Below are 23721 nucleotides of genomic sequence, written 5' to 3' on the forward strand. Positions count from 1 at the left end.
CGCGAGGCGCGTCGGGCTCCCGCGCTCCGGCCGTCGTGCGGGCCGGGGGAACGGAAGGACGCGCGGGTCGCCGAGGATCGGCCGAAGGCGTTTTCCCTGGTGGGCGCCGGCGCGGCGGGCGGATTCCCCGGTTCGCCCGGTGTACGGTTCGCGAGTTGTACGTCACGAGCCGTAAGCCCATGTCCCGCACCGGGAGCCTCTCATGCCCAAGCGTCTCGTCGTGGCGCTCGCGACCGCACTCAGCGCGGTGACCGCCGCCGCCACTCTCGTCGCGATCCGGCCGGGCACCGCGGACGCGGACACCGGCGGGTACGACTTCGCCGACCCGCAGGTCGTCGCGACGGGACTGCGGGCGCCCTGGGGGATGGCCTTCCTTCCCGACGGCAGCGCCCTGGTCTCCCAGCGCGACACGGCGGACATCATGCGGGTGCGCCGCGGATCCGCGCCCGTGAAAGTGGCCACGGTCCCGAACGTGGCGCCCGGGGGTGAGGGCGGCCTGCTCGGTATCGCGGTCTCCCCGGCCTACGCCCTGGACCAGTGGGTCTACGCGTACTACACGAGCGCCTCCGACAACCGGGTGGTCCGGTTCCGGCTGAGCTCGCCCCAGACGCAGCAGCCGATCCTCACGGGCATCCCCCGCGCCCAGACCCACAACGGCGGGCGGATCGCGTTCGGCCCGGACGGCAGGCTGTACGTGGGCACGGGCGACGCCGGAAACTCGGCGAACGCGCAGAACCTGAACAGCCTGGGCGGCAAGATCCTGCGCGTCAGGCCCGACGGTTCGGTGCCGGTGGACAACCCGTTCGCCGGCTCACCGGTCTACAGCTACGGGCACCGCAACGTGCAGGGGCTCGCCTGGGACGAGGACGGCCGGCTGTACGCCACGGAGTTCGGCCAGAACACCTGGGACGAGCTCAACCGCATCCTCCCCGGCCGCGACTACGGCTGGCCGATCTGCGAGGGCGTGTGCTCCGACCCGCGCTTCACCAATCCCCTCGTGACCTGGAGCCCCGCCGAGGCGTCTCCGAGCGGCCTCGCGTACGCCAAGGGCACGCTCTTCGCCGCGGCCCTGCGCGGGACGCGGCTGTGGACGGTGCCGATCAGCGACGGCACGGCGGGCACCCCGGTGGCGGAGTTCCAGGGGACGTACGGGCGGCTGCGCGCCGTGGCCGTCGGGCCCGACTGCTCGCTGTGGGTGGCGACGAGCAACCGCGACGGCAGAGGAACCCCATCCGCCGACGACGACCGGATCATCCGCGTCCGGCCCGCGGCCCGCTGACCTGCCATCACCGCCGCGGGTCTGAAAGTTTCCTCACCCGGGCTCCGGCGGCGGACGAACGCGCAGGCCGGTGGACGGGCCTCCGCCGGTCCATTGCCTCGGGCGCGGCGGACGCTTTCGATGATTGACGAGCCGGTATGCGGCCCCCGTCCCCCTCCCGGGAGCACGTGATGCCCAAGCGTCTGTCCGCGGCACTCGCGGCCGTCCTCTGCGCCGTGACCGCCGCCGCGGCGCTCGCCGTGACCCGGCCGGCCCCCGCGGGAGCGGCCACCGGCGGGTTCGACTTCACCAAGGCGCAGGTCGCCGCCACGGGGCTCCAGACACCCTGGGGGATGGCCTTCCTGCCGGACCGCAGCGCCCTCGTGACCGAACGCGCCACCGCCGACATCTGGCGGGTGTATCCGGGGTACACACCCACGCTGGTGACCACCATCCGGAACGTGTACGCGACGGGCGACGGCGGCCTGCTCGGCATCGCCGTGTCCCCCACCTTCGCACAGGACCAGATCGTCTACGTCTACTTCACCAGCGCTTCCGACAACCGCGTGATCCGGTTCCGGCTGAGCTCGCCCCAGACACAGCAGGTCGTCCTCAGCGGCATTCCCCGCGGCCAGTCCGACAACGGCGGGCGGATCGCGTTCGGTCCCGACGGCATGCTGTACGTCTCCACCGGCGACGCCGGGAACCCCGGCAACGCGCAGAACGGCACCCTGGGCGGCAAGATCCTGCGCGTCAGGCCCGACGGCTCGGTCCCTCCGGACAACCCGTTCGCCGGCTCGCCGGTCTACAGCTACGGCCACCGCAACGTCCAGGGCCTCGCCTGGGACACGGGCGGCCGGCTGTACGCCACGGAGTTCGGCGAGGACGCCTGGGACGAACTCAACGCCATCGTCCCGGGAGGCAACTACGGCTGGCCGGCCTGCCAAGGTGTGTGCGGCGACACACGCTGGCGCGACCCGATCGTGACCTGGCGCCCGGCCGAGGCGTCGCCCAGCGGCCTCGCGTACGCCAACGGGACGCTCTTCGCCGCGGCCCTGCGCGGTACGCGGCTGTGGGCGGTGCCGGCCGCGGGCGGCACCGCGGGCACCCCGGTGGCCGAGCTTCAGGGGAGGTACGGACGGCTGCGCGCCGTGGCCCTCGGTCCGGACGGCTGGCTCTGGGTGACGACGAGCAACCACGACAGCGGCGGTACTCCGGTCGTCGGCGACGACCGGATCATCCGGATCCCGCCCGTCGGCAGCTCGTGGCCCTCGCCATCAGCCGGTCCGTCGCTCTCGCCGTCGCCCTCACCGTCCGGCGGATCCTCGCCGTGCCCCTCCCCGTCGGTCAGCCCGTCACCGTCGCCGTCACCCAGCCCGTCACCGTCGGTCAGCCCCTCGCCTTCGCCCAGCGCCTCCTCTTCGCCCAGCCCTTCACCGACGCCGTCACCCAGCCCCTCGCCCAGCCCGTCGCCTTCGCCCAGTGCCTCGCCGTGCCCCTCTCCAACGCCCAGCCCGTCACCGTCGCCAAGCCTGTCGCCTTCGCCCAGTCCCTCACCGTCGCCCAGCCCGTCGCCGCCCACCGGCACACGCTCGTGCGAAGCGACGATCCGTTTCATCCTCTCGTGGACGGCGGCCTCCCGGGGCGAGCTGACGGTGCGGAACACGGGAACGCTGCCCATCTCCTCCTGGATTGTCACCTTCAAGGTCCCCAACGGTCTGAGCTACGTGGTGTGGAACGGTGGCTACAGCACGCCGGGAGCCACGGTGACCGTCACCAGCCAGCCCTGGAACGGCGTGCTGCCGCCGGGCGCGGCGGTGACACAGGAATTCGCGGTCGGCTGGTCCGGTGGCGCCGTCGAGGCGCCGTCGCCCATCACCTGTACGGCCGCCTGACGCCCCGGCTACGGGATCAGGCGGTCCGGGGCTCGACGAAGAGGGTCTGCGTGGCCGTGCCGACCTCGCCGGACTGGTCGAACAGCGTGGTGCGGGTGAGCCCGCGTCCCCGGGGACCGATCGTCGTGGACGCGTCCAGGCAGATCCACTCCCCCTCCGGGGCGCGGAACAGAGAGATGGTGAGGTCCACGTTGGCGAACAGGTAGGCGCCGAAGTCCAGGACGCCGCTGATGCCGTTGCCGCTGTCGGCGAACATCGCGAGCCGTTCCAGCGGCGTGATCTCCTCACCTTCGACGAGCGGCACCCGCGCCCTGCCCCACGCGACGGCGGGCCCGGCCTCGTCCGGGGAGCCCTTGACGAACCGCCAGTCCGTGGCCCTGCCATACCCGAAGCCCTGCGCGATCCACGACTCCGCGTCGCCCGGGGCCGGCGGCGGGACCGGCGCGGGCGGCGGCGCGGCCTCGCTCGCCGGGCTGCCGGCCTCCCGGATACGCCACGCGGTCGCCCTGACGAGCTCACGCCCGCCGGAGGTGACGGATGCGCCGAGGCACTGCACGCGCCTGCCGTCCCTGATCATCTCGGCGCGCACCTCCACCTCAGCCACCGGGACGGGGGCGAACACGTCCACCGCCAGCCGGGCCGGAGGAAGGCCGGGGGAACGGCCGGGAACGCGGGCCAGCTCGTGCACCAGCAGCGCGGTGACGGGCCCCATGTGCTGATGCCGTGGGTCCCACGGCCCCTGGGTGTGCTCCGTCGCCTGGTATCGGCCCTGATCGAGGGGGACGTACATCGCCATGGAACAAGATTCTAGAGGCGGCTCCGCGGGTCCCTTCGACCGGCGCACCGCACCACCGTTCGGGGGTCCGCCCGCCGACCCGGCCCGGGGCTACGCGGGAGCCGTGCCGGAGACCGCATACCCCGGAATCGACGGCCACCGGACGGTGAGCACCACCGACTCCTCTTCGGCATGCCAGGAGTGGTCGACCCCGTGGCCCCACACCACGTAATCGCCCTGATTCGCCAACAGCACGCTCCGCCCGGGGAACTCGACGCGGAAGCGGCCGCTGATCAGCACGAGGAGCGCGGTGCGCTTCTCGCCCGTGACCCATTCCGCACGCCGGTCGCCACGAGGATGCGCGTACCACTTGATCTCGACGTCCTCGCTGTGCCGCACATCGCCATCGGGTTTGAAATGCCCCAGCAGCCACCCGCGGTCGCCGAGCGAGTCCAGATGAGCGTTCCCCACGTATACGTTCTCCGCCACAGCCCCGCACGCTAGCGAATCCCGCGTACGTGCGTGCGGGCATGGGGTCAGGGCTTCCAGGGGCCGATGCGGTCCAGGCGGCGGCGCTGCTGACGTGCTGCGGGGACGTCGAGGCCCTGGCCGCGTGCGGTGAGGTGGCCGGCGACGGCGGTGCGGTGCTCGACGGGTTTGTGGTCGTCGTACTTGAACTTGGCCAGGACGCCGGCGACCTCCAGGCGCAGGCCGCGGATGCCGGGCAGCAACCGGCTGTAGGGAGGCCGGTCGACGGCGACGACGGCGTGGTCACCGCCGGGCTGGAAGTGGGCGAGCTGGCGGCGCAGCAGCTCGGCCTTGGCCTCGGGGTCGTCGACGATGACCGCGCGGCAGGTGAACTGGACCGCCGTGTAGTAGCTGGTGGGGACGCCGTCGTGAGGCGGGGCGCCGGCCGTGGCGCGCCAGGGGCCGGGGACGAAGGCGTAGTCGCCGATGACGGTGAGGACGACGTTCGGGTCGTGCTCGATCGCCTTCCACACCGGGTTGGGCCGGGCGAGGTGGACGAGGAGGTCGTGTCCGTCGCAGGTGAAGTGGGTGGGGACGACGACGGGCGCGCGGCCGGGCAGGCCGTTGACGCTCAGCTGTCCGAAGTCGTGGCCTTCGGCGATCCAGGTCTGCCACTCGGCTTCGTCCAGGGCGGCGTCCCAGGGCTGTATGAACATGCTGGTCTCCTTGCGTGGTCGGCGGTGCGGTGGGCCGGATGACGTTCAGGTCGCCTGAGGGTGGTCGAGGACGGCGGCGAGGTCGGCGGCGAACTCCCGCGCCTGCGGCTCGGTGAGGGTCGCGGTGGTCACCCGCAGCGCCGGTCGCTCCGCCCGGCCGGCGGCGAAGAGGTCACCGGGCCGCACGGCCCAGCCGCGCCGGGCCAGCGCGTCGACGACCTCCCGCGCGTCGGAGCCGAGGTCGATCCACACGTTGAGCCCGTCCGGGCGGTAGCCGGCCGGGGTGCCGATGCCACGAGCGTTGATCTCCTTCACCAGCGACGCGCTCCGCTGGGCGTAGGCGGTGCGAGCCCGCGTGTGCAGCTCTTGAACCTCCGGGTCGAGGAGGAGTTCGCGGGCCGCGTGCTGCAGCAGCCGGCTCACCCACATCGTCCCCGGGCTCAGCCGGACCTCCAGGCGCCTGGCGGTGCCCTCGTCGGTGGCGACGAGGGCGAGGCGCAGGTCGGGGCCGAGGAACTTCGACACCGAGCGGACCAGCGCCCAATGGGTTGTCCCGGGCGGAGTGATGCGGTGGTAAGGCATGGCGGACACGGCCGAGAAGTGGTCGTCCTCGATCACCAGGACCTGCGGGTGGTCAGCGAGGATCGCGCGCAGTTCGGCGGCCCGCTCGACGGTCAGGCTCGCTCCCGTCGGGTTGTGCGCGCGCGGTGTGCACACGACCGCCCGCGCACCGCGCTCCAGCGCGGCCCGCAGGCTCTGCGGACGCATCCCGGCGTGATCCACGGCAACGGGCTCGGTGCGATATCCGTTCACCCGCAGCGTGCCGATACTGGCCAAGAAACACGGATCCTCGATCGCCACCGCATCGCCACGTGTCAGGTGCGCGTTCAACAACCGCTCGGTCGCGTCCACCGCGCCGTTGGTCACCAGGACGCGGAACGAGGAGCCCGTCAGGTCCTCGGCGTACCGGGCCGCCGCCCACTCGGCCAGTGCCGGGTCGACCGCCGGCGTGCCGTACAGCGGCTGCCGGTACTCCCCGTGCTGAACGGCCGCCAGCACGTCGGGCAGCAACTCGGGGTCGGGGTTCCCGCTGGCCAGGTCGATCAGCCGACCGCCGAATCCCGCCCCCTCGCGCGCCAGGCGTGGCACTCCGGCGACGAAGGTTCCGCCGCGGCCGCGGGTCTCGGCCACACCGGCGGCCACCAGCTGCCGGTACGCCGCCGCCACCGTGTTGCGGTTCACCCCCAGCTCAGGCGCCAGTGTCCGCACCGGCGGAAGCAGCGCCTGCGGCGCCAGCTCTCCGGACGCGATCAGGTTCCGCACGCTGTCCGCGATCTCCGTCGCCGTCGTCCCGCTGATCCGCACGACCTCACCTCCACCAGCAGACGCCAGCCGTATGTCCTATGACAACGAAACCTTTGTCCTATGTCAAACGGGTCCGCTGCTCACCTCCAGCCGAGGCCCCCCTGCCGGCCGCGGAGGCGAATATCGTCGCGATCCACGTGTGCAGGAAATCGGATTCATGGAAGACGAGCAGAGCACGGTGTACGGCCGGCTCCTTGAGCGCATCATGACAATTGCGTTATCCGCGAACGGCGCACAGAGCACTATTTTCGAAATTGTCAACCGCACCCGGAGAAGGCATCCGAGAGCGGCCGTCTTCGGAAAAGTCAATGACATTCTTCGGTTTGTTCTCCTCCTGGCGCGTGATATTCAATTGGTCGCCGCTTTCCACCGGCCCGTGCGGAGGGACCACGTCATGAACGAGCAATCGGCCGACGCCGTCTGGCACGTCGATCATCGCTGCACCAACTGCGACGTCGCCCGGCAGCTCGCACCGGAACTAATCGCCGAGGTCGACGGCCGCTCCTCGGTCGTCCGTCAGCCGCGCACGGATGCGGAGGAAGAAGCGTTGTACGCCGCGGCTTTCGCCTGTCACACCCGGTCGATCCGGCACGGCGCGCGCGGACCGGACCCGGCGCTCGATCCCTTCCCCCTCCGCCTTTCCGAGCACGTGCACCTGTGCGGGCACAACTCGCGGCACACCGCCGGCGCGAATTCCTACCTGCTGCGCCGACCGGCCGGAAACCTGATGATGATCGACACGCCGCGCTGGAGCTCCGCCCTGGCCGCCAAATACGCCGCCCTCGGTCCGATCACCGACGTGCTGCTCACCCACCGCGACCACGCCGCGCACGGCCGCGAATACGCCGACCGTTTCGGCGCCCGCCTGTGGATCCACGAAGGAGACCTGGCCGCCGCGCCGGACGCCGACGGCATCCTCCGGGGCACCGAGCCGATCGAGATCGCCGACGGTGTGACAGCGCATCCGCTGCCCGGACACACCGAGGGCAGCGTGCTGTATCTCGCCGACGAGACCTACTGCTTCAGCGGTGACAGTTTCTACTGGTCCCGCACCGACGGGGACATCGCCGTCGCCGAGTCGGTCACCTGGTACTCCATCACGGAACTGGCCGCGTCGCTGACCCGTACGGCACCGCGGGTGCGTTTCGAATGGCTGCTGCCCGGCCACGGGGACCGCAAGCGACTGCCCGCCGACGAGTTCGCCCGCCGGATGCACGACCTGGCCGGCCGCACCGGGCGGCTCTCACCCCGGCCGGTCGACTTCACCGCGCTGCGCTGGTGACGCGCCCCGCTCCGCGCGCGGGCGACACCCGTCCCGCCCGGCAACGTGATGGGGCAAATAGGGTGCTGCCATGGAGTATCGACGACTTGGCACCACCGGGATGAAGGTCAGCAGGATCTGCCTGGGCATGATGAGCTACGGCGAACCGGCCAAGTGGGGCGGCTGGGTCCTGGACGAGGAGCAGGCCGAGCCCATCGTGCGCAAGGCGGCCGAGGGCGGCGTGACCTTCTTCGACACCGCCGACGTCTACTCGGGAGGCGTCAGCGAGGAGGTCACCGGGCGGCTGCTGCGCAAGATCTTCCCCCGGCGCGACGACTACGTGCTGGCCACCAAGGTCTACTTCCCGATGGGCGAGGGCAGGAACGACTACGGCCTGTCCCGCAAGCACGTCATGTCGGCCATCGACGCCTCCCTCGCCCGCCTCGGCACCGACTACGTCGACCTGTACCAGATCCACCGGTGGGACGACGAGACGCCGATCGAGGAGACCATGGAGGCGCTCAACGACATCGTCCGGGCCGGCAAGGCCCGCTACATCGGCGCCTCCAGCATGTGGGCGTGGCAGTTCGCCAAGGCCCAGCACGCCGCGGACAAGCACGGCTGGACCCGGTTCGTCTCGATGCAGAACCACTACAACCTGCTGCACCGCGAGGAGGAGCGGGAGATGATCCCGCAGTGCCTCGACCAGGGGGTGGGGCTCATCCCGTGGAGCCCGCTCGCCCGCGGGCTGCTCGCCCGCGCGGGCAAGCAGGCCGACACCGTGCGGCAGGTCGGCGACGGCGCCAGGCAGGAGCAGCTGTACGGCGGGCCCGCCGACGAGGCGGTCCTGGAGCGGGTGGCCCGCACCGCCGAGAAGCGGGGCGTCTCCCCCGCGACCCTCTCCCTCGCGTGGTTGCTCAGCCGCCCGGCCGTGACCGCTCCGATCGTCGGCGCGACCAAGGAGCACCACGTGGACGACGCGCTCGCCGCGGTCGAGCTGGAGCTCACCGAGGAGGAGATCGCCTTCCTCGAGGAGCCGTACCAGGCGCGGCCGCAGCAGTTCTGATCGAGAGGCCCCACGCTCGCCGGGCCCGGGAGAGGGCTCGGCGGGCGGGGACTCCAGGGCGGGGAATCAGCGCGGGGACGTCAGCGGTCGGTGGTGCGGCGGCGCCGGGCACGGCGCGGGTACGCCTTGGCCGTCTCGGCGAGCCGCGCCGCGTGCTCGGCCTGCTTGCGCCAGTGCCCGTAGGCGTCGCCGCGCTGCGCGAGCCGGTCCAGCTCTCGCATCGTGGCCAGCGGGATGAACGCGGGCTCGGCGTCCCGCCACGGCGTGCCGGGCAGCGGCATGAACGTGTGGGTGTGGATGCGCGCCCCGAGATCCGCGAGGTCCGCGGCGAGCCGCAGGGACGCGTCCTGGTCCTCGGACGACTCGCCGGGCAGTCCGAAGATGAAGTCGACGTTCGGGCGGAAGCCGTGTTCCACGGCGATCCGCACGGCGTCGCGCACCGGCGCACTGCCGTGGCCGCGGCCTGCCGCGGCCAGCACGCGGTCGGAGCCCGACTGCGCGCCGATGATGATGTTGTCGTTCGCCACGTAACGCTTGAGCAGCCGCATCGCCTCCGGCGTCACGTGCTCCGGACGGATCTCGGAGGGGAAGCTGCCGAAGAACACCCGCCCGTTCGCCGGCAGTTCCTCTTTCACGCCCGCCAGCAGTTCCTCCACGGCGTCAAGCGCCGGCTCCGGCCCCTGCGTGCCGTACGAGAGGGAGGTGGGGGTGATGAAACGGACGTCCCGCAGGCCGTGGGCGGCCATCCGGCGGACGTGCTCGCGCACGCTGTCCACGCTGCGGTGCCGGAACCTGCCGCCGAACATGAAGGGCGTCTGGCAGAAGCGGCACGTGTAGGCGCAGCCCCTGGTGATCTCGATGGGCCCGAAGTGGCGGCGCCGGTCGGGGAAGGACGGAAACGCGTCCAGCGGTAACTGCGGGGCCGGTGGCGTGCGCAGCGCCGTGCCGTCGCCGTCGCGCACGGCCAGCCCGGGCACGGTGGTGAGCGGCCGGTCCGCGCGCAGCGCCTCGACCAGGGCGACGATCGTCGGCTCCCCCTCGCCGATCGCGGCGAGGTCCCAGCCGGCGTCGACGACCTGCTGCGGCTCGGCGGTGGCGTGCACTCCGCCGGCGATGTGCAGGACGCGGGGGTCGTCGGCCAGGGCCCGTACGGTGGCCAGCTCGGCGGCCATCGCCTCGGCGTCCGGCGAGTAGAACGACCAGAGGACCAGGACACGGTCCGCGGGGCTGGCCGCGATGTGCTCCGCGGTCTCCTCGGGAGTGGTCCCGAGCCGCAGATCGCACTCGGCCTTCGCGGTCTCGAGCGCGCCGAGCAGCGCGTTCACGCCGTACGTCACGGCCTTGCGATAGCGGACCACCACGGACACTTCCACGCTCACCCTGGCAGGGTAGTGCCACCGCCGTCCTCCCCCGCACCGCCGGCCGTGATCGAGGTGCCCGCACGTCGGCGGAGCGTCTTCCGAGCCCGGCGGACGACCGGGGCGACGGCGGGAGACCGCCGCTGCCGAAGCTGTGAGCGTTCACAATGCGTCTGCCGATTTGCTCTCCTCTCCATCGGGGTGCTTGGAGGTGGTGTGGGGCGGAGCCAATACGAGGCGGAGAACCCTTGTCAAGGGGCTTGATACGTGATCACGCCGCCGCTCAGGTCCGAGCGTGGCCCAACTGCGCGTTATCGCGATGGCCCGAGACCAGTGAGAAGCCTGTGGTGAAACTTTCATTCCACTCCACCCGCCCAACGTATGGACCGCCGAAACTTTCGGATCGCGGATCCCGCCCACTTAACCGATTTTGCGCATACGCCTCGGCCAGGTAGCCCGAAAGTTTCCGTTGAAGTCTTGACAAGTTTCGGGGAGGTTTCCACACTGATCCTCCAAGGCGGTCCCCCGCTCCCAGGTGGTGGTGCACGTGCAGGGGGCCGCCCATCCCGACGTCCCGGTGGTGTGCGTCCTCAAGCGACGAGGCGCGGCGTCGATCTCACGGGAACTTCCACGTTCCCCCTCGGTGATTCAGTTATGGAGGCTCAGACATGGGCGAAAACGTCATGTCCCCGCCCGGAACCCGGCTGCGCCGGGCTCTGGTCGCCGGCGCTCTCGGCGTGCTCACCGCGGCCACGGCGGTGGTGGCGGTGACGGTCCCCGCCGACGCCGCGGCGAGCACGCTCGGCGCGGCTGCGGCGCAAAGCGGCCGCTACTTCGGCACCGCCATCGCGAGCGGCAAACTCGGCGACGGGAACTACACCGGCATCGCGAGCCGGGAGTTCAACATGGTGACGGCCGAGAACGAGATGAAGATCGACGCCACCGAGCCGAACCAGAACCAGTTCAACTTCACCAACGCCGACCGGATCTACAACTGGGCGGTGCAGAACGGCAAGCAGGTGCGCGGGCACACGCTGGCCTGGCACTCCCAGCAGCCCGGCTGGATGCAGTCCCTGTCGGGCAGCGCGCTGCGCCAGGCGATGATCAACCACATCAACGGCGTGATGGCCCACTACAAGGGCAAGATCCCCTACTGGGACGTCGTCAACGAGGCCTACGCCGACAGCGGCGGCGGCCGGCGTGACTCCAACCTCCAGCGCACCGGCAACGACTGGATCGAGGTCGCCTTCCGCACCGCGCGCGCCGCCGACCCGGCCGCCAAGCTCTGCTACAACGACTACAACACCGACAACTGGACCTGGGCCAAGACGCAGGGCGTCTACAACATGGTCAAGGACTTCAAGTCCCGCGGCGTCCCGATCGACTGCGTCGGCTTCCAGTCGCACTTCAACAGCAACAGCCCCTACCCCAGCAACTACCGGACGACGCTGCAGAACTTCGCCGCCCTCGGCGTGGACGTGGCCATCACCGAGCTGGACATCCAGGGCGGCTCCGCCTCGACCTACGCCAGCGTCGTGAACGACTGCCTTGCCGTCTCCCGCTGCATCGGCATCACCGTGTGGGGCGTGCGCGACAGCGACTCCTGGCTCGGCGCGAACACCAGCCCGCTGCTGTTCGACAGCAACGGCAACAAGAAGGCCGCCTACACCTCGGTCCTGAACGCTCTCAACGCGGCCACGCCGACGACGTCGCCCAGCCCCGGCACCTCCCCCAGCCCCGGCACCTCCCCCAGCCCGGGCACCTCGCCGACCCCCGGTGGTGGGAACGGAACCGGGCCGATCAGGAGTGTCGGCTCCGGCCGCTGCCTCGACGTGCCCAACGCCAGCACCAACGACGGCACGCAGGTGCAGATCTGGGACTGCAACGGCCAGACCAACCAGACCTGGACCTACACCTCCGCCCAGGAGCTGCGGGTCTACGGCAACAAGTGCCTGGACGCCGCGGGCACCGGCAACGGCGCCAAGGTCCAGATCTACTCCTGCTGGGGCGGCGACAACCAGAAGTGGCGCCTCAACTCGGACGGGACCATCGTCGGTGTTCAGTCGAACCTGTGCCTGGACGCCGTCGGACAGGGCACCGGCAACGGCACCCAGATCCAGCTCTACTCCTGCTGGGGCGGAAACAACCAGAAGTGGACCTTCACGCAGTGAGTCCCGCGGGGCCGCTGACTCAGGCCGGCTCCACCCGCTGACCCTTTTCCCCTAGCCCCAAGCGATGGCCTCCGGTGCGCACGCCGCACCGGAGGCCATGCGTGGAACCGTACGTTTCCTTCTCGCGCAGCTCCTTGGTCAGGGCTTCGCCGCGAGGGCGCCGTAGGCCCAGGCGTGACCTCCGGGAATCCGCTCCTGGTCCTTGTGCTCGTCAGGCCGCCAGCGCACCACCTCGACCACGCCCGGATCGATCACCTGCCAGCCCTCGAAGAACCGCAGCACCTGGTCGAGGGTGCGGGGCACCATGGGCGCGGTGCTGTTGTCGTAGGGCTTGGTGAAGTCCTCCTCGCGCACCTGAGGGGCGAAGTCGAGCGTGATGTGCGACAGCAGCAGGTGGCTGCCCGGGGGCACGGCCGCTTTGAAGCTCTCGACCAGGCCGTACGGGTCCTCCGCGTCGGTGACGAAGTGCAGGACGCCCGCCATGATGACGGCCACCGGACGGTCGAAGTCGATCACGGCCCGGACCTCCGGGTGGGACAGGATCGTCTCCGGCTTCCGCATGTCGGCCTCGATCACCGAGGTCTTCCCCGCGGCGCTGCCGGTCAGCAGGGCACGGCCGTGCACCAGGACGATGGGGTCGTTGTCCACGTACGCCACCCGGGCCTCGGGGTTGGCCTGCTGAGCGACCTCGTGGGTGTTGCCCTGAGTGGGAATGCCCGTGCCGATGTCGAGGAACTGCGTCATTCCCGCCTCGGCGGCGAGATGACGCACCGCCCGACGAAGGAAGGCACGGTGGGCGCGAACGCCCTCGCGGGTGCCCGGCGAAACCTTGAGGAGCTGTTCGGCCGCCTTGCGGTCGGCCGCGAAGTTGTCCTTGCCGCCCAGCAGGTAGTCGTATATCCGGGCAGGGTGCGGAACCGCGGTGTTGATTCGCGGGACGGGCCTGGCGACCGGCTCGGGATCCGTCGGCTCTGACATCAGTGCTCCTTACTGTTGTCTGTCGATCGTTGTCTCTCGATCGACAGGGGGACACAGCGGCACCCGATCGCTGTGCCCAACCGCCGCAGAAACTTTCGCGGCATTTTACGCAATTTTCGGGAAACGGTATTCGCCCACCGGGATCCGGGTCAAGTCGGCTGGCCGGCGGCGGTCCGGCTTGCGGCCGGTCACGCCCCTGCAAACTCTATTTCGCACCAATTCGCGCATAAAGTCGCAAATTCGCTTCCGCCTTCCCCGGTCGGCTCGGCCCGTTAATCCCTTGCCGGGTCCCGAGGGTGGGCGGGAGGCTGGGCGGATGCTGATCCGACGGGAGAACCCCGGCGACGTCGAGGCCGTCCGCGCGGTCGTCGCCACCGCCTTCGCGCCCTACGAGGCGGCCCGCAACCCCGACCGGCCGGACGGACCGCCGGTCGAGGTGAGGTTGCTCGACGAGCTGCGCGCCGACCCCGGGTGGCTGCCGGAGCTGTCGCTCGTCGCACCGGCGCCGGGCGGCGGGATCGCGGGTCACGTCGTCTGCACGAGGGCCCACGTGGGGGCCGTTCCCGTGCTGGGGCTCGGCCCGCTGGCCGTGCACCCCGCTCACCAGCGGCGGGGCGTCGGCTCGGCGCTCGTGCACGCCGTGCTCGGCGCGGCCGAGGCGCTCGGCGAGCCGCTGGTCGCGCTGCTCGGCGACCCGGCGTACTACTCCCGCTTCGGCTTCGAGCACTCCGAGACGTACGGCGTGACGGCCCCCGAGCCGAAGTGGGGGACGTATTTCCAGGTCCGGGTGTTCGAGCGACCGGCCGCGCCGCCGCGCGGGCCTTTCGTCTACGCGAAGCCCTTTTCCGGGGTTGACGGCGGTTGATCGGTATGGCATCCAGCTCCTCGTGAAGAGGATCCTGACGTGGCTCGTCCTCGTCGTCATGGCGACCGGCTGCCAGAGCACCGCCGAGCCCGCGGCGCCGCCGCCCGTCCGTGCCCCGGCCACGGCCACGGTCGTCTCGCAGGAGGCCGTGGACGGGAGGACGGACAGGCTCGTGATCGACTCCCCGGCCACGGGCGGGAGGCGCTCGGTGTGGGTGCTGAAGCCCGCGGCCTGGAAGCCGGGCTCCACCGGCTGGCGCGCGCTGTACCTGTTGCACGGCTGCTGCGCCGGCGGCGGCTGGGACTGGCTCAGGACGGGCGAGGTGGCCCGGTTGACCACCCGCCTCGACGCCGTCGTCATCGTCCCCGAGGGCGGTTCGATGGGCTGGTACGCCGACTGGCGTGACGGCCCCGCCTGGGAGACCTTCCACCTGACCGAGGTGCCGCGCCTGGTCGAGCCGCGGTACGGCGTCGGCACGCGCCGCGCGATCGCCGGTTTCTCCATGGGCGGGCTCGGCGCGATCGTCTACGCGGCCCGGCATCCGGGTGTGTTCGAGGCCGCGGCGTCGTTCTCCGGGGTGCTCGACACCCGCGCCGACGTCCCCGGATATCGGGCGTTCATGGCGGACAACGGCGTGGACACCGAGGACCTGTGGGGCGACCCGAGCGCCTGGCCGTCGCACAACCCCGCCGACCTGGCCGGGCGGCTGAAGGGCGTGCGCCTCTACGCGTCCGCGGGCGACGGCGAGCCCGGTCCGCTCGACCAGGGTGACAGAGCGATCGACCGCACCGAGGCCGCGATCATGCGGCAGAACCTGAACTTCGCCAGGGCGGCGGAGAAGGCCGGGGTGAAGGTGACGACGGATTTCTACGGAAACGGCACCCACACCTGGCCGTACTGGATCCGTTCGTTCGAACGCGCGCTGCCGCTTCTCCTACCCTGAGACGCATGGGACGGGCCAATGACGAGGCAGCCGCGGCGCTGCAGGAGTACGCCGAGCTTTTCGCGCTGAACGGCGGGGACGCCTTCCGGGTGCGCAGCTACCAGAAGGCGGCCAAGTCGATCGCGGGATTCCCCGGCGACCTGGAGGAGACCGATGTGCGGTCGATCCCGGGCGTGGGCGAGGCGATCGCCAAGAAGGTCGAGGAGTTCCTCCAGCGCGGCAGCTTCCGCCAGCTCGACGACCTGCGGGGCAAGGTGCCCGAGGGGGTGCGCAGGCTGACCCGGATCCCCTCGCTCGGCCCGAAGAAGGCGCTGTTCCTGTTCCAGGAGCTCGGCATCGACTCTCCCGCCGCGCTGGCCGACGCCATCCGGGACGGCCGTCTGAAGGGCCTGCGCGGCTTCGGCGCCAAGACCGAGGAGAACCTGCTCAAGGGCATCGAGCACATGGAACGGTCGGGCGACCGGGTCCATCTCGGCGTCGCGACGGATCTCGCCGAGCGGGTCATCGCCTCGCTGCCCGCCGACCGGATCGCCTTCGCCGGGTCGCTGCGCCGGATGAGCGAGACGATCGGCGACATCGACATCCTCGCCGTCGGCGACCCCGGCCTGATGGAGCTGTTCGTGCGGCAGCCGTACGTCACCGAGATCGTCGCGAAGGGCGAGCGGAAGACCTCGGTCAGGACCGACCGCGGCCTGCAGGTCGACCTGCGGCTCATCCCCGCCGAGTCGTGGGGCGCGGCCATGGTCTACTTCACCGGCGGCAAGGAGCACAACGTCCGCATCCGGGAGATGGCGGTCAAGAAGGGCTGGAAGCTGTCGGAGTACGGCCTGTTCGACGGCGACCGCCTCATCGCGTCGGAGACCGAGGAGGAGATCTACCAGGCGCTCGGCATGGAGTGGGTGCACCCGGCGCTGCGCGAGGACGGCGGCGAGGTGGAGGCCGCGCTGCGGGGCGAGCTGCCGCGCCTGGTCGAGCTGCACGACCTGCGGGGCGACCTGCACACCCACACCGACCTCACCGACGGCATCGCCTCACTGGAGGACATGGTGGCCGCCGCCGCGATGCGCGGTTACTCCTACTACGCGGTGACCGATCACGCGCCCGACCTGGTCATGCAGCGGATGACCCTCGACAAGGCCCTCGCCCAGCGCGCCCGCATCGCCGAGCTGCAGGCGAGATATCCGGACATGCGGCTGCTGCACGGCAGCGAGCTGAACATCGCCCCGGACGGCTCGGTGGACTGGCCGGCCGAGGTGCTGGCCGGGTTCGACGTCTGCGTCGCGTCGGTGCACTCGCACTTCACCCAGTCACGGGAGGAGATGACCCGCCGTTTCATCGCGGCATGCGACAACCCGCACGTCCACGTCATCGGCCACCCCACGACCCGGAAGATCGGCAAGCGGCCGCCGGTTGACGCGGACTGGGACGCGGTGTTCCGCGCCGCCGCCAGGACCGGGACGATCATGGAGATCGACTCCTATCCCGACCGGGCCGACCTGCCCTCCGACCTGGTGCGGCTCGCGCGCCACCACGGCGTGAAGTTCTCCATCGACAGCGACTCCCACGCCGTCCCGCACCTGGCCCACCAGCGGTTCGGCGTGGGCATCGCGCAGCGGGCCTGGCTCACCCCGGACGACGTGGTGAACACCTGGCCCCTCGACCGCCTGCTGGCCCACCTGGGCAGGGGCTGACCGCACAGCTCCCCGCCTCGCAGATCACCGCCTCACAGATCCCGGAGGATCGCGCGCAACATGGTCACGGTGTCGCGGGCCGACTCGGCCTGCACGCTGAGGTCGTTCATCACGGCGGTGTAGTCGTCCACGTCCTCCTGCTTGTCGAGGTACAACGCGCTGCTGAGCTGTTCGAGATAGACGACGTCGGGCAGGTCCGGCTCGGCGAACCGCAGGATGGTGAAGGGGCCGCCCACGGCGGGGTGGCCCCCGGCCCTGAAGGGCAGGATCTGCAGGGTGACGTTCGGGCGCGCGGCGGCCTCGATCAGGTGCTCGATCTGACGGCGCTGCACGGCCCGGCCGCCCAGGGGACGGCGCAGCGCCGACTCGTCCACCACCGACCACAGCCGGGGCCCGTCGGCCTGGTCCAGGAGCCGCTGGCGCCGCATGCGCAGGCCGATGCGCCGGTCGAGGTCGGCCTCCGGCGCCCCGCCGTGCCGCAGCCGGATCGCCGCGCGTGCGTAGTCCTCGGCCTGCAACAGGCTGTGCACGAACTGGACCTCGTAGGTGCGGATGGTGGCCGCCGCCTCCTCAAGCCCGACGTAGACCTCGAACCAGCCGGGCAGCAGGTCGTTGTACTGGTGCCACCAGCCGGGCGTACCGGCCTGCTCGGCGAGCGCCAGCATCGTCTCCCGCTCCCCGCTGTCGACGACGCCGTACAGCGTGAGCAGGTCGGCCACGTCACGCCGTTTGAAGGGGGTGCGGCCCAGCTCCAGCCGGCAGATCTTCGACGTCGAGGCGCGGATGGCGTGCCCGGCCTGCTCGCGGCTGATGTTCCTGGCCTCGCGGAGCCGGCGCAGCTGAGCGCCGAGCATCATGCGCACCACCGTCGGCCCGCCCCGCGGCTGAACGGGCCGTCCGCCCGGAGAAGTCGCGTCCTCCGGCCGAGCCGAGATCATTCCCTGTCCTCCCCGATACGGGTCTCGCCGGTGCCGGCCGTACGCCGACGCCTTGGTGACGGGATGGTATCGGGGCGGACGCGGCCCTAATCGCACTTTTCAGCCCGGCCCATGCGGTTGCGTGCCGGAGCTTGATCGGAAAGGATGGGCGCGACGCGCGATCCGCCAGCAACGAGCGGAGATCACTGACGCGGGTGCGGTCGTCTCTCCGTTCCGACCACTCCGAGGCCCCCATGAGCAACACTCCTCGCGACACTCCTCCCGTCGACGACCCCGGCGTCCGCAGGATCGACAGCAGCGTGCCGCACTCGGCCCGCGTTTGGAACTACTTCCTGGGGGGCAAGGACCACTACCCCGTCGACAGGGAGGCGGGGGAACGGATCCGCGCCGTCTTCCCCGGGATGGTGGACATCGCCCGCCAGTCCCGGCAGATGCTCGTGCGCACCGTCGGATACCTCGCCGGCGAGGCGGGAATCCGCCAGTTCCTCGACATCGGCACGGGCCTGCCCACCGTCGGCAACACCCACGAGGTCGCCCAGCGACTGGCCCCGGCGTCCCGGATCGTCTACGTCGACAACGACCCCCTGGTGCTGGTGCACGCCCAGGCGCTGCTGACCAGCACCCCCGAGGGAGCCACCGACTACATCGAGGCCGACGTACGCGACCCCGGCCGCATCCTGCGGGAGGCGGCCGGAACGCTCGACTTCGAGCGGCCGACCGCGCTCATGCTGATGGGCATCCTCGGCCTGGTGGCGGACTACGACGAGGCGCGGGAGATCGTGCGCCGGCTGCTGGCGGCCCTGCCCTCCGGCAGCTATCTCGCGCTCTACGACGGCTCCGACACCGACCCGGCGTACGTCGAGGCGCTCGGCCGCTACAACGCGGGCAGCGGCGCCACCCCCTACACGCCGCGAAGCCCCGAGCAGATCGAGGGCTACTTCACCGGCCTGGAGCTGCTCGACCCCGGCATCGTCTCGGTGTCGCGATGGCGGGCGGAGGACAACCCGTGGGGCGAGCCCCGCGAGGTGGCCTGCTTCGGCGGCGTCGCGCGCAAACCCTAGCCCGGACACGCCCTCCGGCCGACGATTCCCCCCTACGCCGGTCCACCGTCACCTCGGCTCGTCACGGAGAGACGCGTGAAGCGCGCCATGGCCACCGCGACTACGCCGCGCTACGGCAACGACGCTCGCACCAGGACGAGAGGGACGTGTCGGGGCCGCGGGTCCGCCGTCAGCGGGGGACGGGCAGGCCGTAGTGCTCGCGCAGCGTCGTGCCGCGGTAGTCCGTGCGGAACAGGCCGCGCCGCCGGAGGATCGGCACCACGTGGTCGACGAATGCGGGCAGCCCGTCGGCCAGCACGTCCGGCATGACGTTGAAGCCGTCCGCCGCGCCCGACTCGAACCACGACTGGATCACGTCGGCGACCCGCTCCGGCGTGCCGACGACGGTCAGATGGCCGAGTCCGACGCGGCGGAGGATGTCGCGCACCGTCAGACCCCCACGGGCGAGGGCGACGGCACGGTGGGCGCCGGGCCGCGGCGGCGGCAGCAGTCCGGCCGGCACCGGCCGGTCGAGTTCGAGGAGGGCGGGGTCCACGCGCAGCTTCATGCCGAGCCCCTGCAGCACGGCCTTCCTGTCCGCGAGGTCGTTCAGCCGGTCGCGCCGCTCGATCGCCTCGCGCTCGGTCCCGGCGATCGTGGTCTCCAGACCGGGCAGGATCCTGACCGAGCCCGGGTCGCGGCCGTGCCTCGGCATGCGCGAGCGCAGGTCGGCCGCGGCGGCCTTCGCGCTCTCCGGGTCGACGTCCGCGCAGAAGACGGCGTCGGCCACCCGCGCGGCCAGCTCGCGCCCCTCCTCCCCGCCGCCCGCCTGGAGGATCACCGGGTGTCCCTGCTCGGACGGCGGCAGCGTGAGTGCGCCGTGCACGCTGAAGATCTCGCCCTCGTGCTTCACCGGACGCACCTTCTCCGGGTCGGCGAAGCGCCCGGCCGCGGTGTCGTCCACCACGGCGTCCGGGTCCCAGCTGCGCCACAGGGCGAGCACCACGTCGACGAACTCGTTGCCCCTGCGGTAACGCTGTTCCCTGGTCGGCTCGACGCCGCCGAAGTTGCGCGCCGACGACGAGTTGTACGTCGTGACGGCGTTCCAGGCCGCCCTGCCGTGGCTGATGAGGTCGAGGGCCATGAAGCGGCGCGCGACGTTGTACGGCTCGTTGTAGGTGGTCGAGGCGGTGCCGATGAGGCCGATGCGCTCGGTCTCCCTGGCGATGGCGGTGAGGATCAGCGGCGGTTCGATCCCGTTGTACGGCGGCTGCACGGACACGTCCTGCACCAGCCCCGGTGAGTCGGCGAGGAACACCGCGTCGAGCAGGCCGCGCTCGGCGATCCGGGCGAACTCGACGTACCGGTCGACGCCGGCGAACGAGAGGGCATCGGCCCCCGGATGGCGCCAGGCGCCCGGGTGGGCGCCGAGGCCGCCGAGCAGGTTGACGTTGAGGTGCAGCTCCCTGGCGCTCATGACGGCGTCCTTTCCTCGGCGGGGGCCGCGGGCCGCGCCCGCAGGCCCGGGACCGCGGCCAGCAAATCCCGCGTGTAATCGTGGCGCGGCTCGGCGAACAGCCGTCCGGTCTCGCCCGCCTCGATCACCCCGCCGTCCTTCATGACCACCACGTGGTCGGCGATCTGCCGGACCACGGCCAGGTCGTGCGAGATGAACAGGTACGCCATGTTCAGATCGGCCTGGAGGGCGGCCAGCAGCTCCAGCACCTGGGCCTGCACCGACACGTCGAGGCCGGAGACCGGCTCGTCGCACACCACCAGGGCCGGTTCGAGCGCGAGCGCCCTGGCGATGGCCACCCGCTGCCGCTGCCCGCCGGACAGGTGGGCCGGGCGGCGGTCGTGCAGGGCGGGCGGCAGCGCGACCCTGGCCAGCAGCTCGCGTGCCCGCTCCCGCCGGGCGCGCCGGCCGCCCACGCCGAAGATCCGCAGCGGCTCCTCCACGATCTCGGCGGCGCTGAAGCGCGGGTCGAGCGAGGCGTACGGGTTCTGGTGGACGAGCGCCATCCTGCGCCGGAACGGCCGCAGCTCCCGGCGGCCGAGCGCGGTGAGGTCCCGGCCCTGGAACAGCACGCGTCCCGCGGTGGGTTCGGCCAGGCGGGTGACCAGCCGGGCCGTGGTCGACTTGCCGGATCCCGACTCGCCCACCAGGGCGACCGTACGGCCGGCCGGGACGGTGAAGCTCACCCGGTCGACGGCGCGGACCACGCGCGGACCAGCCGAGGCGCCCGGCAGCGGGAAGTCCTTGACCAGCCCCTCGGCGACGAGCAGGTCCTGCGGGGGCGTGCGCGGCTCCCGCTCTCGCGCGACGAGGCGGCGGGGGCGCAGGCCGGGCGCCGCCGCGACCAGCGCCCGGGTGTATTCGTGCCGCGGCGACTCCAGGATCGCGCGTGCCGAGCCCGTTTCCATGACCCGCCCCTGTGACATCACCACGACCCGGGAGGCGCGTTCGGCGGCCACGCCGAGATCGTGGGTGATCAGCAGCACCGCGGTGCCCAGCTCCCGGGTCAGCGTGTCGAGGTGGTCGAGGATCTGCCGCTGCACCGTCACGTCGAGCGCACTGGTCGGCTCGTCGGCGATCAGCAGCTTCGGCCGGGCGGCCAGCGCGATCGCGATGAGCACGCGCTGCTGCATGCCGCCCGACAGCTCGTGGGGGTACTGCCGGGCGCGGACGGCCGGATCCGGCAGGCCGGCCTGGGCCAGCAGCTCGACGGCGGCGAGGCGGGCGGCGCCGCGGCCGGCCAGCCCGTGCACGACGAGCACCTCCGCGACCTGTGCGCCGACCCGCTGCACCGGGTTCAGCGACACCATCGGGTCCTGCGGCACCAGCGCGATGTCCCGCCCCCGCAGCGCGCGTATGGCCCTCGGCCCGAGCGTGGTGAGCTCCTGCCCGTCGAACCGCAGCGTGCCGCCGTCGATCCGGCCGCCCGGCGGCAGCAGCCCGACGACGGCGTGCGCGAACGTCGACTTCCCCGACCCCGACTCCCCCACCACGGCGACCACCTCGCCGCGGCCCACGGTCAGGTCGATCCCCCGCAGGGCGGGCCTGCCGCCGTACGAGACCCGGACGCCCGCGGCGTCGAGCAGCGCGATCACCGCGGCCCCGCCCACTCGCCCTCGGCCCTGGCGATGCGGTTGACGGCGAGCGTCACGGCCGCGACCGTCAGGCCCGGCATCGTCGTGAGCCACCACGCGCCGGACAGGTAGTCGCGGCCCTGGGCGACGAGCGCGCCCCACTCGGGCGCCGGCGGGGCCGCGCCATACCCGAGGAAGCCGAGCGCCGCGACCGAAAGCACCGCCGTGCCCGTGCTGAGCGTCGCCACCGCCAGGAGGGGCCCGTACGCGTTGGGCAGGACGTGGCGCAGGAGCACCGAGTGCCGGCGGGCGCCGAACGCCTCGGCCGCCTCGACGTAGGCCGACGTGCGCACCCGCAGCACCTCCGCGCGCATGATGCGGGCGAATCCCGCCACGTTGGCGAGGCCGACCGCGAGCGCGACGTTGACGGGGCCGGAACCGAGCGCGGTCACCAGTGTGAGGGACAGCAGCAGCGACGGCACGGCGAGCAGCACCTCGACCAGACGCGTGATCACCTCGTCGAGCCACCGCGCCGCGAGCCCCGCGACCAGCCCGAGCGGGCCGCCCAGCACGACCCCGGCCGCCACCGCGACGACGGTTACCTTCAGGGACGACCCCGCGCCGTACACGACCCGGGTGAACAGGTCGCGGCCCAGCTGGTCGGTGCCGAAGGGATGCCCGGGACCGGGCGGCAGCAGGCTCTGCGCGGGCGCCGCGGCGAGCGGGTCGCGCGAGGTGAACAGGCCGGGAAGGAACGCGGCCGTCAGGGCGAGCAGGACGACCACGACCGACAGGAGCAGCCCCGGGCGGGCCAGGAGCAGGCGGGCGGCGGCGAGCACCCGCCTGCCCGGCGTGGCGGCGAGCGGCGCCTCGGCCGCCAGGCCCGTCACGAGGCCCGCCGGCCGAGCACGATGCGCGGGTCGAGCAGCGGGTAGGCGAGGTCGACGAGCAGGTTGACCACCACGACGACGACGGCGCTCACGACCACGACGCCCTGCACCACGGGGATGTCCTCGGCGCCGACCGCGGTCGCGGTGATCCTGCCGAGGCCGTCCCGGGAGAAGACGGTCTCCACGACCACGGCGTTGGTCATCAGCTCCCCTATCAGCAGGCCGAGCAGCGTCAGCGTGGGGATCAGGGCGTTCGGGGCGACGTGGCGCAGGTGGACGCGCAGCCGCCCGGCCCCCTTGGCGTGCGCGGTCTCCACGTACGGGTCGCGCAGGACGCTGTCGAGGCCGCGGGCGAGCACCTGGGCGAGCGCGGCGGCGGCGGGCACGGCGAGCGTGACGGCGGGCAGCACCTGGACGGCCGGGCCGGCGTCGCCGGCGGAGGGCAGCAGCCGCAGCCGGAACGACACGACCTGCAGCAGCACGAGCCCGACCCAGAACGACGGCAGGGCGACGCCGAGGGACGGCAGCGACAGCAGCAGCCGTCGCAGCCGGGGCATCCGCGTGTAGGTGGCGAGCAGGGCGAGCCCGGCGCCCGCCGGGACGGCCAGCACGACGGCGAGACCGGTCAGCGTGAGCGTGGCGGGCAGGCCGGTGCGAATCAGCCCGAGCACCGGGGTGCCGCTCGTCACCGACCGGCCGAAGTCGCCGTGCAGCGCGGCCGCCAGCCGCTCGAGGTACTGGACCGCCAGGGGGCGGTCGAAGCCGTACTCGTGCCGGAGTGCGGCGATCTGCGCGGGGTCCACGGCGTCGCCCGACGCCCCGCCGCCCGTCATGATCTCGATCGGGTCGCCGGGCAGCAGGTAGAGCACGGCGAAGGAGAGCGTGAACGCCGCCCACAGCACCAGCACCGCCTGCGCCAGCCGCCGCGTGAGGTAACGCGCCATGTCGCGGTG

20 protein-coding genes are annotated in these 23721 nt (G+C 72.0%); 9 read left to right on the plus strand and 11 right to left on the minus strand.

From position 1 onward, the window contains the following. Window positions 1-202: 202 nt before the first annotated feature. Both FLW16_RS38000 and FLW16_RS38005 read left to right on the plus strand, forming a co-directional pair. Complete coding sequence (locus FLW16_RS38000; protein WP_142565829.1) at window positions 203-1279, plus strand: sorbosone dehydrogenase family protein; 1077 nt, start codon at window positions 203-205, stop codon at window positions 1277-1279. Between the two features lie 170 nt (window positions 1280-1449). Beyond that, window positions 1450-3153, plus strand: a complete 1704-nt coding sequence (locus FLW16_RS38005) for a PQQ-dependent sugar dehydrogenase (RefSeq protein WP_142565831.1) — start codon at window positions 1450-1452, stop codon at window positions 3151-3153. Between the two features lie 16 nt (window positions 3154-3169). Here FLW16_RS38005 and FLW16_RS38010 read toward each other — a convergent pair whose 3' ends face one another. The 4 genes from FLW16_RS38010 to FLW16_RS38025 form a co-directional block, all read right to left on the minus strand. Next, the gene (locus FLW16_RS38010; RefSeq protein ID WP_142565833.1) at window positions 3170-3949 is read right to left on the minus strand and encodes a thioesterase family protein; all 780 of its coding nucleotides are present in this window, start codon (window positions 3947-3949) and stop codon (window positions 3170-3172) included. Between the two features lie 90 nt (window positions 3950-4039). Further along, window positions 4040-4417 carry a signal peptidase I gene (locus tag FLW16_RS38015; protein WP_142565835.1) on the minus strand — a complete coding sequence of 126 codons (378 nt, stop codon included), beginning with the start codon at window positions 4415-4417 and terminating at the stop codon, window positions 4040-4042. Between the two features lie 47 nt (window positions 4418-4464). Further along, window positions 4465-5112, minus strand: a complete 648-nt coding sequence (locus FLW16_RS38020) for an FMN-binding negative transcriptional regulator (RefSeq protein WP_142565836.1) — start codon at window positions 5110-5112, stop codon at window positions 4465-4467. A gap of 45 nt (window positions 5113-5157) precedes the next feature. After that, on the minus strand, window positions 5158-6477 hold the full coding sequence (locus FLW16_RS38025) for an aminotransferase class I/II-fold pyridoxal phosphate-dependent enzyme (RefSeq protein WP_142565838.1): 1320 nt from the start codon (window positions 6475-6477) through the stop codon (window positions 5158-5160). A gap of 157 nt (window positions 6478-6634) precedes the next feature. Between FLW16_RS38025 and FLW16_RS38030 the strand changes: the two genes are divergently transcribed. Both FLW16_RS38030 and FLW16_RS38035 read left to right on the plus strand, forming a co-directional pair. Beyond that, entirely contained in the window at window positions 6635-7759 is a 1125-nt protein-coding gene (locus tag FLW16_RS38030; protein WP_221891480.1) for a 4Fe-4S domain-containing protein, read from the plus strand. A gap of 70 nt (window positions 7760-7829) precedes the next feature. Beyond that, window positions 7830-8804, plus strand: a complete 975-nt coding sequence (locus FLW16_RS38035; RefSeq protein ID WP_142565840.1) for an aldo/keto reductase — start codon at window positions 7830-7832, stop codon at window positions 8802-8804. A gap of 80 nt (window positions 8805-8884) precedes the next feature. Here FLW16_RS38035 and FLW16_RS38040 read toward each other — a convergent pair whose 3' ends face one another. Beyond that, a complete protein-coding gene (locus tag FLW16_RS38040; RefSeq protein WP_142565841.1) occupies window positions 8885-10183 on the minus strand; it encodes a TIGR04013 family B12-binding domain/radical SAM domain-containing protein in 1299 nt (432 codons plus the stop codon). A 647-nt stretch (window positions 10184-10830) separates the two neighbouring features. Between FLW16_RS38040 and FLW16_RS38045 the strand changes: the two genes are divergently transcribed. Next, a complete protein-coding gene (locus tag FLW16_RS38045) occupies window positions 10831-12333 on the plus strand; it encodes an endo-1,4-beta-xylanase (RefSeq protein WP_142565844.1) in 1503 nt (500 codons plus the stop codon). Window positions 12334-12471: 138 nt separating this feature from the next. Here the strand turns inward: FLW16_RS38045 and FLW16_RS38050 are convergent, their stop codons facing one another. Further along, window positions 12472-13311, minus strand: coding sequence for an SAM-dependent methyltransferase (locus tag FLW16_RS38050; RefSeq protein ID WP_142565846.1), 840 nt, complete (start codon window positions 13309-13311; stop codon window positions 12472-12474). 316 nt (window positions 13312-13627) lie between these two features. On the opposite strand from FLW16_RS38050, the gene FLW16_RS38055 reads away from it, so the two are divergent. Genes FLW16_RS38055 through polX form a run of 3 tightly spaced genes read left to right on the plus strand, consistent with a single transcriptional unit; the run spans window position 13628 to window position 16810 of the window. Beyond that, window positions 13628-14176: a GNAT family N-acetyltransferase gene (locus FLW16_RS38055; RefSeq protein ID WP_142565847.1), complete on the plus strand. Its 549-nt coding sequence runs from the start codon at window positions 13628-13630 to the stop codon at window positions 14174-14176. A gap of 22 nt (window positions 14177-14198) precedes the next feature. Beyond that, window positions 14199-15119 (plus strand): alpha/beta hydrolase family protein, encoded by a 921-nt coding sequence (locus FLW16_RS38060; protein WP_142565849.1) that lies wholly within the window; start codon window positions 14199-14201, stop codon window positions 15117-15119. 5 nt (window positions 15120-15124) lie between these two features. Then, the gene (gene polX, locus FLW16_RS38065; protein ID WP_142565851.1) at window positions 15125-16810 is read left to right on the plus strand and encodes a DNA polymerase/3'-5' exonuclease PolX; all 1686 of its coding nucleotides are present in this window, start codon (window positions 15125-15127) and stop codon (window positions 16808-16810) included. A 32-nt stretch (window positions 16811-16842) separates the two neighbouring features. Here polX and FLW16_RS38070 read toward each other — a convergent pair whose 3' ends face one another. Then, window positions 16843-17667 (minus strand): helix-turn-helix transcriptional regulator, encoded by an 825-nt coding sequence (locus FLW16_RS38070; protein WP_260616045.1) that lies wholly within the window; start codon window positions 17665-17667, stop codon window positions 16843-16845. A 314-nt stretch (window positions 17668-17981) separates the two neighbouring features. Here FLW16_RS38070 and FLW16_RS38075 point away from each other — a divergent pair, with 314 nt between their 5' ends. Next, a complete protein-coding gene (locus tag FLW16_RS38075; protein ID WP_142565855.1) occupies window positions 17982-18809 on the plus strand; it encodes an SAM-dependent methyltransferase in 828 nt (275 codons plus the stop codon). Between the two features lie 169 nt (window positions 18810-18978). Here FLW16_RS38075 and FLW16_RS38080 read toward each other — a convergent pair whose 3' ends face one another. From FLW16_RS38080 to FLW16_RS38095, 4 genes are read right to left on the minus strand one after another with little or no spacing between them, the layout of a single operon-like run. Next, the gene (locus FLW16_RS38080) at window positions 18979-20265 is read right to left on the minus strand and encodes an LLM class flavin-dependent oxidoreductase (protein WP_142565857.1); all 1287 of its coding nucleotides are present in this window, start codon (window positions 20263-20265) and stop codon (window positions 18979-18981) included. Further along, complete coding sequence (locus tag FLW16_RS38085) at window positions 20262-21914, minus strand: ABC transporter ATP-binding protein (RefSeq protein ID WP_142565859.1); 1653 nt, start codon at window positions 21912-21914, stop codon at window positions 20262-20264. The genes FLW16_RS38080 and FLW16_RS38085 overlap by 4 nt, the downstream gene beginning before the upstream one ends. Beyond that, complete coding sequence (locus FLW16_RS38090; protein ID WP_142565860.1) at window positions 21896-22768, minus strand: ABC transporter permease; 873 nt, start codon at window positions 22766-22768, stop codon at window positions 21896-21898. Before FLW16_RS38090 ends, FLW16_RS38085 begins: the two co-directional genes overlap by 19 nt. Further along, a complete protein-coding gene (locus FLW16_RS38095; protein WP_142565862.1) occupies window positions 22765-23712 on the minus strand; it encodes an ABC transporter permease in 948 nt (315 codons plus the stop codon). The genes FLW16_RS38090 and FLW16_RS38095 overlap by 4 nt, the downstream gene beginning before the upstream one ends. Window positions 23713-23721 lie beyond the last annotated feature (9 nt).

The organism is Microbispora sp. KK1-11 (assembly GCF_006874435.1).
GTDB classification, from domain to species: Bacteria; Actinomycetota; Actinomycetes; order Streptosporangiales; family Streptosporangiaceae; genus Microbispora; species Microbispora catharanthi.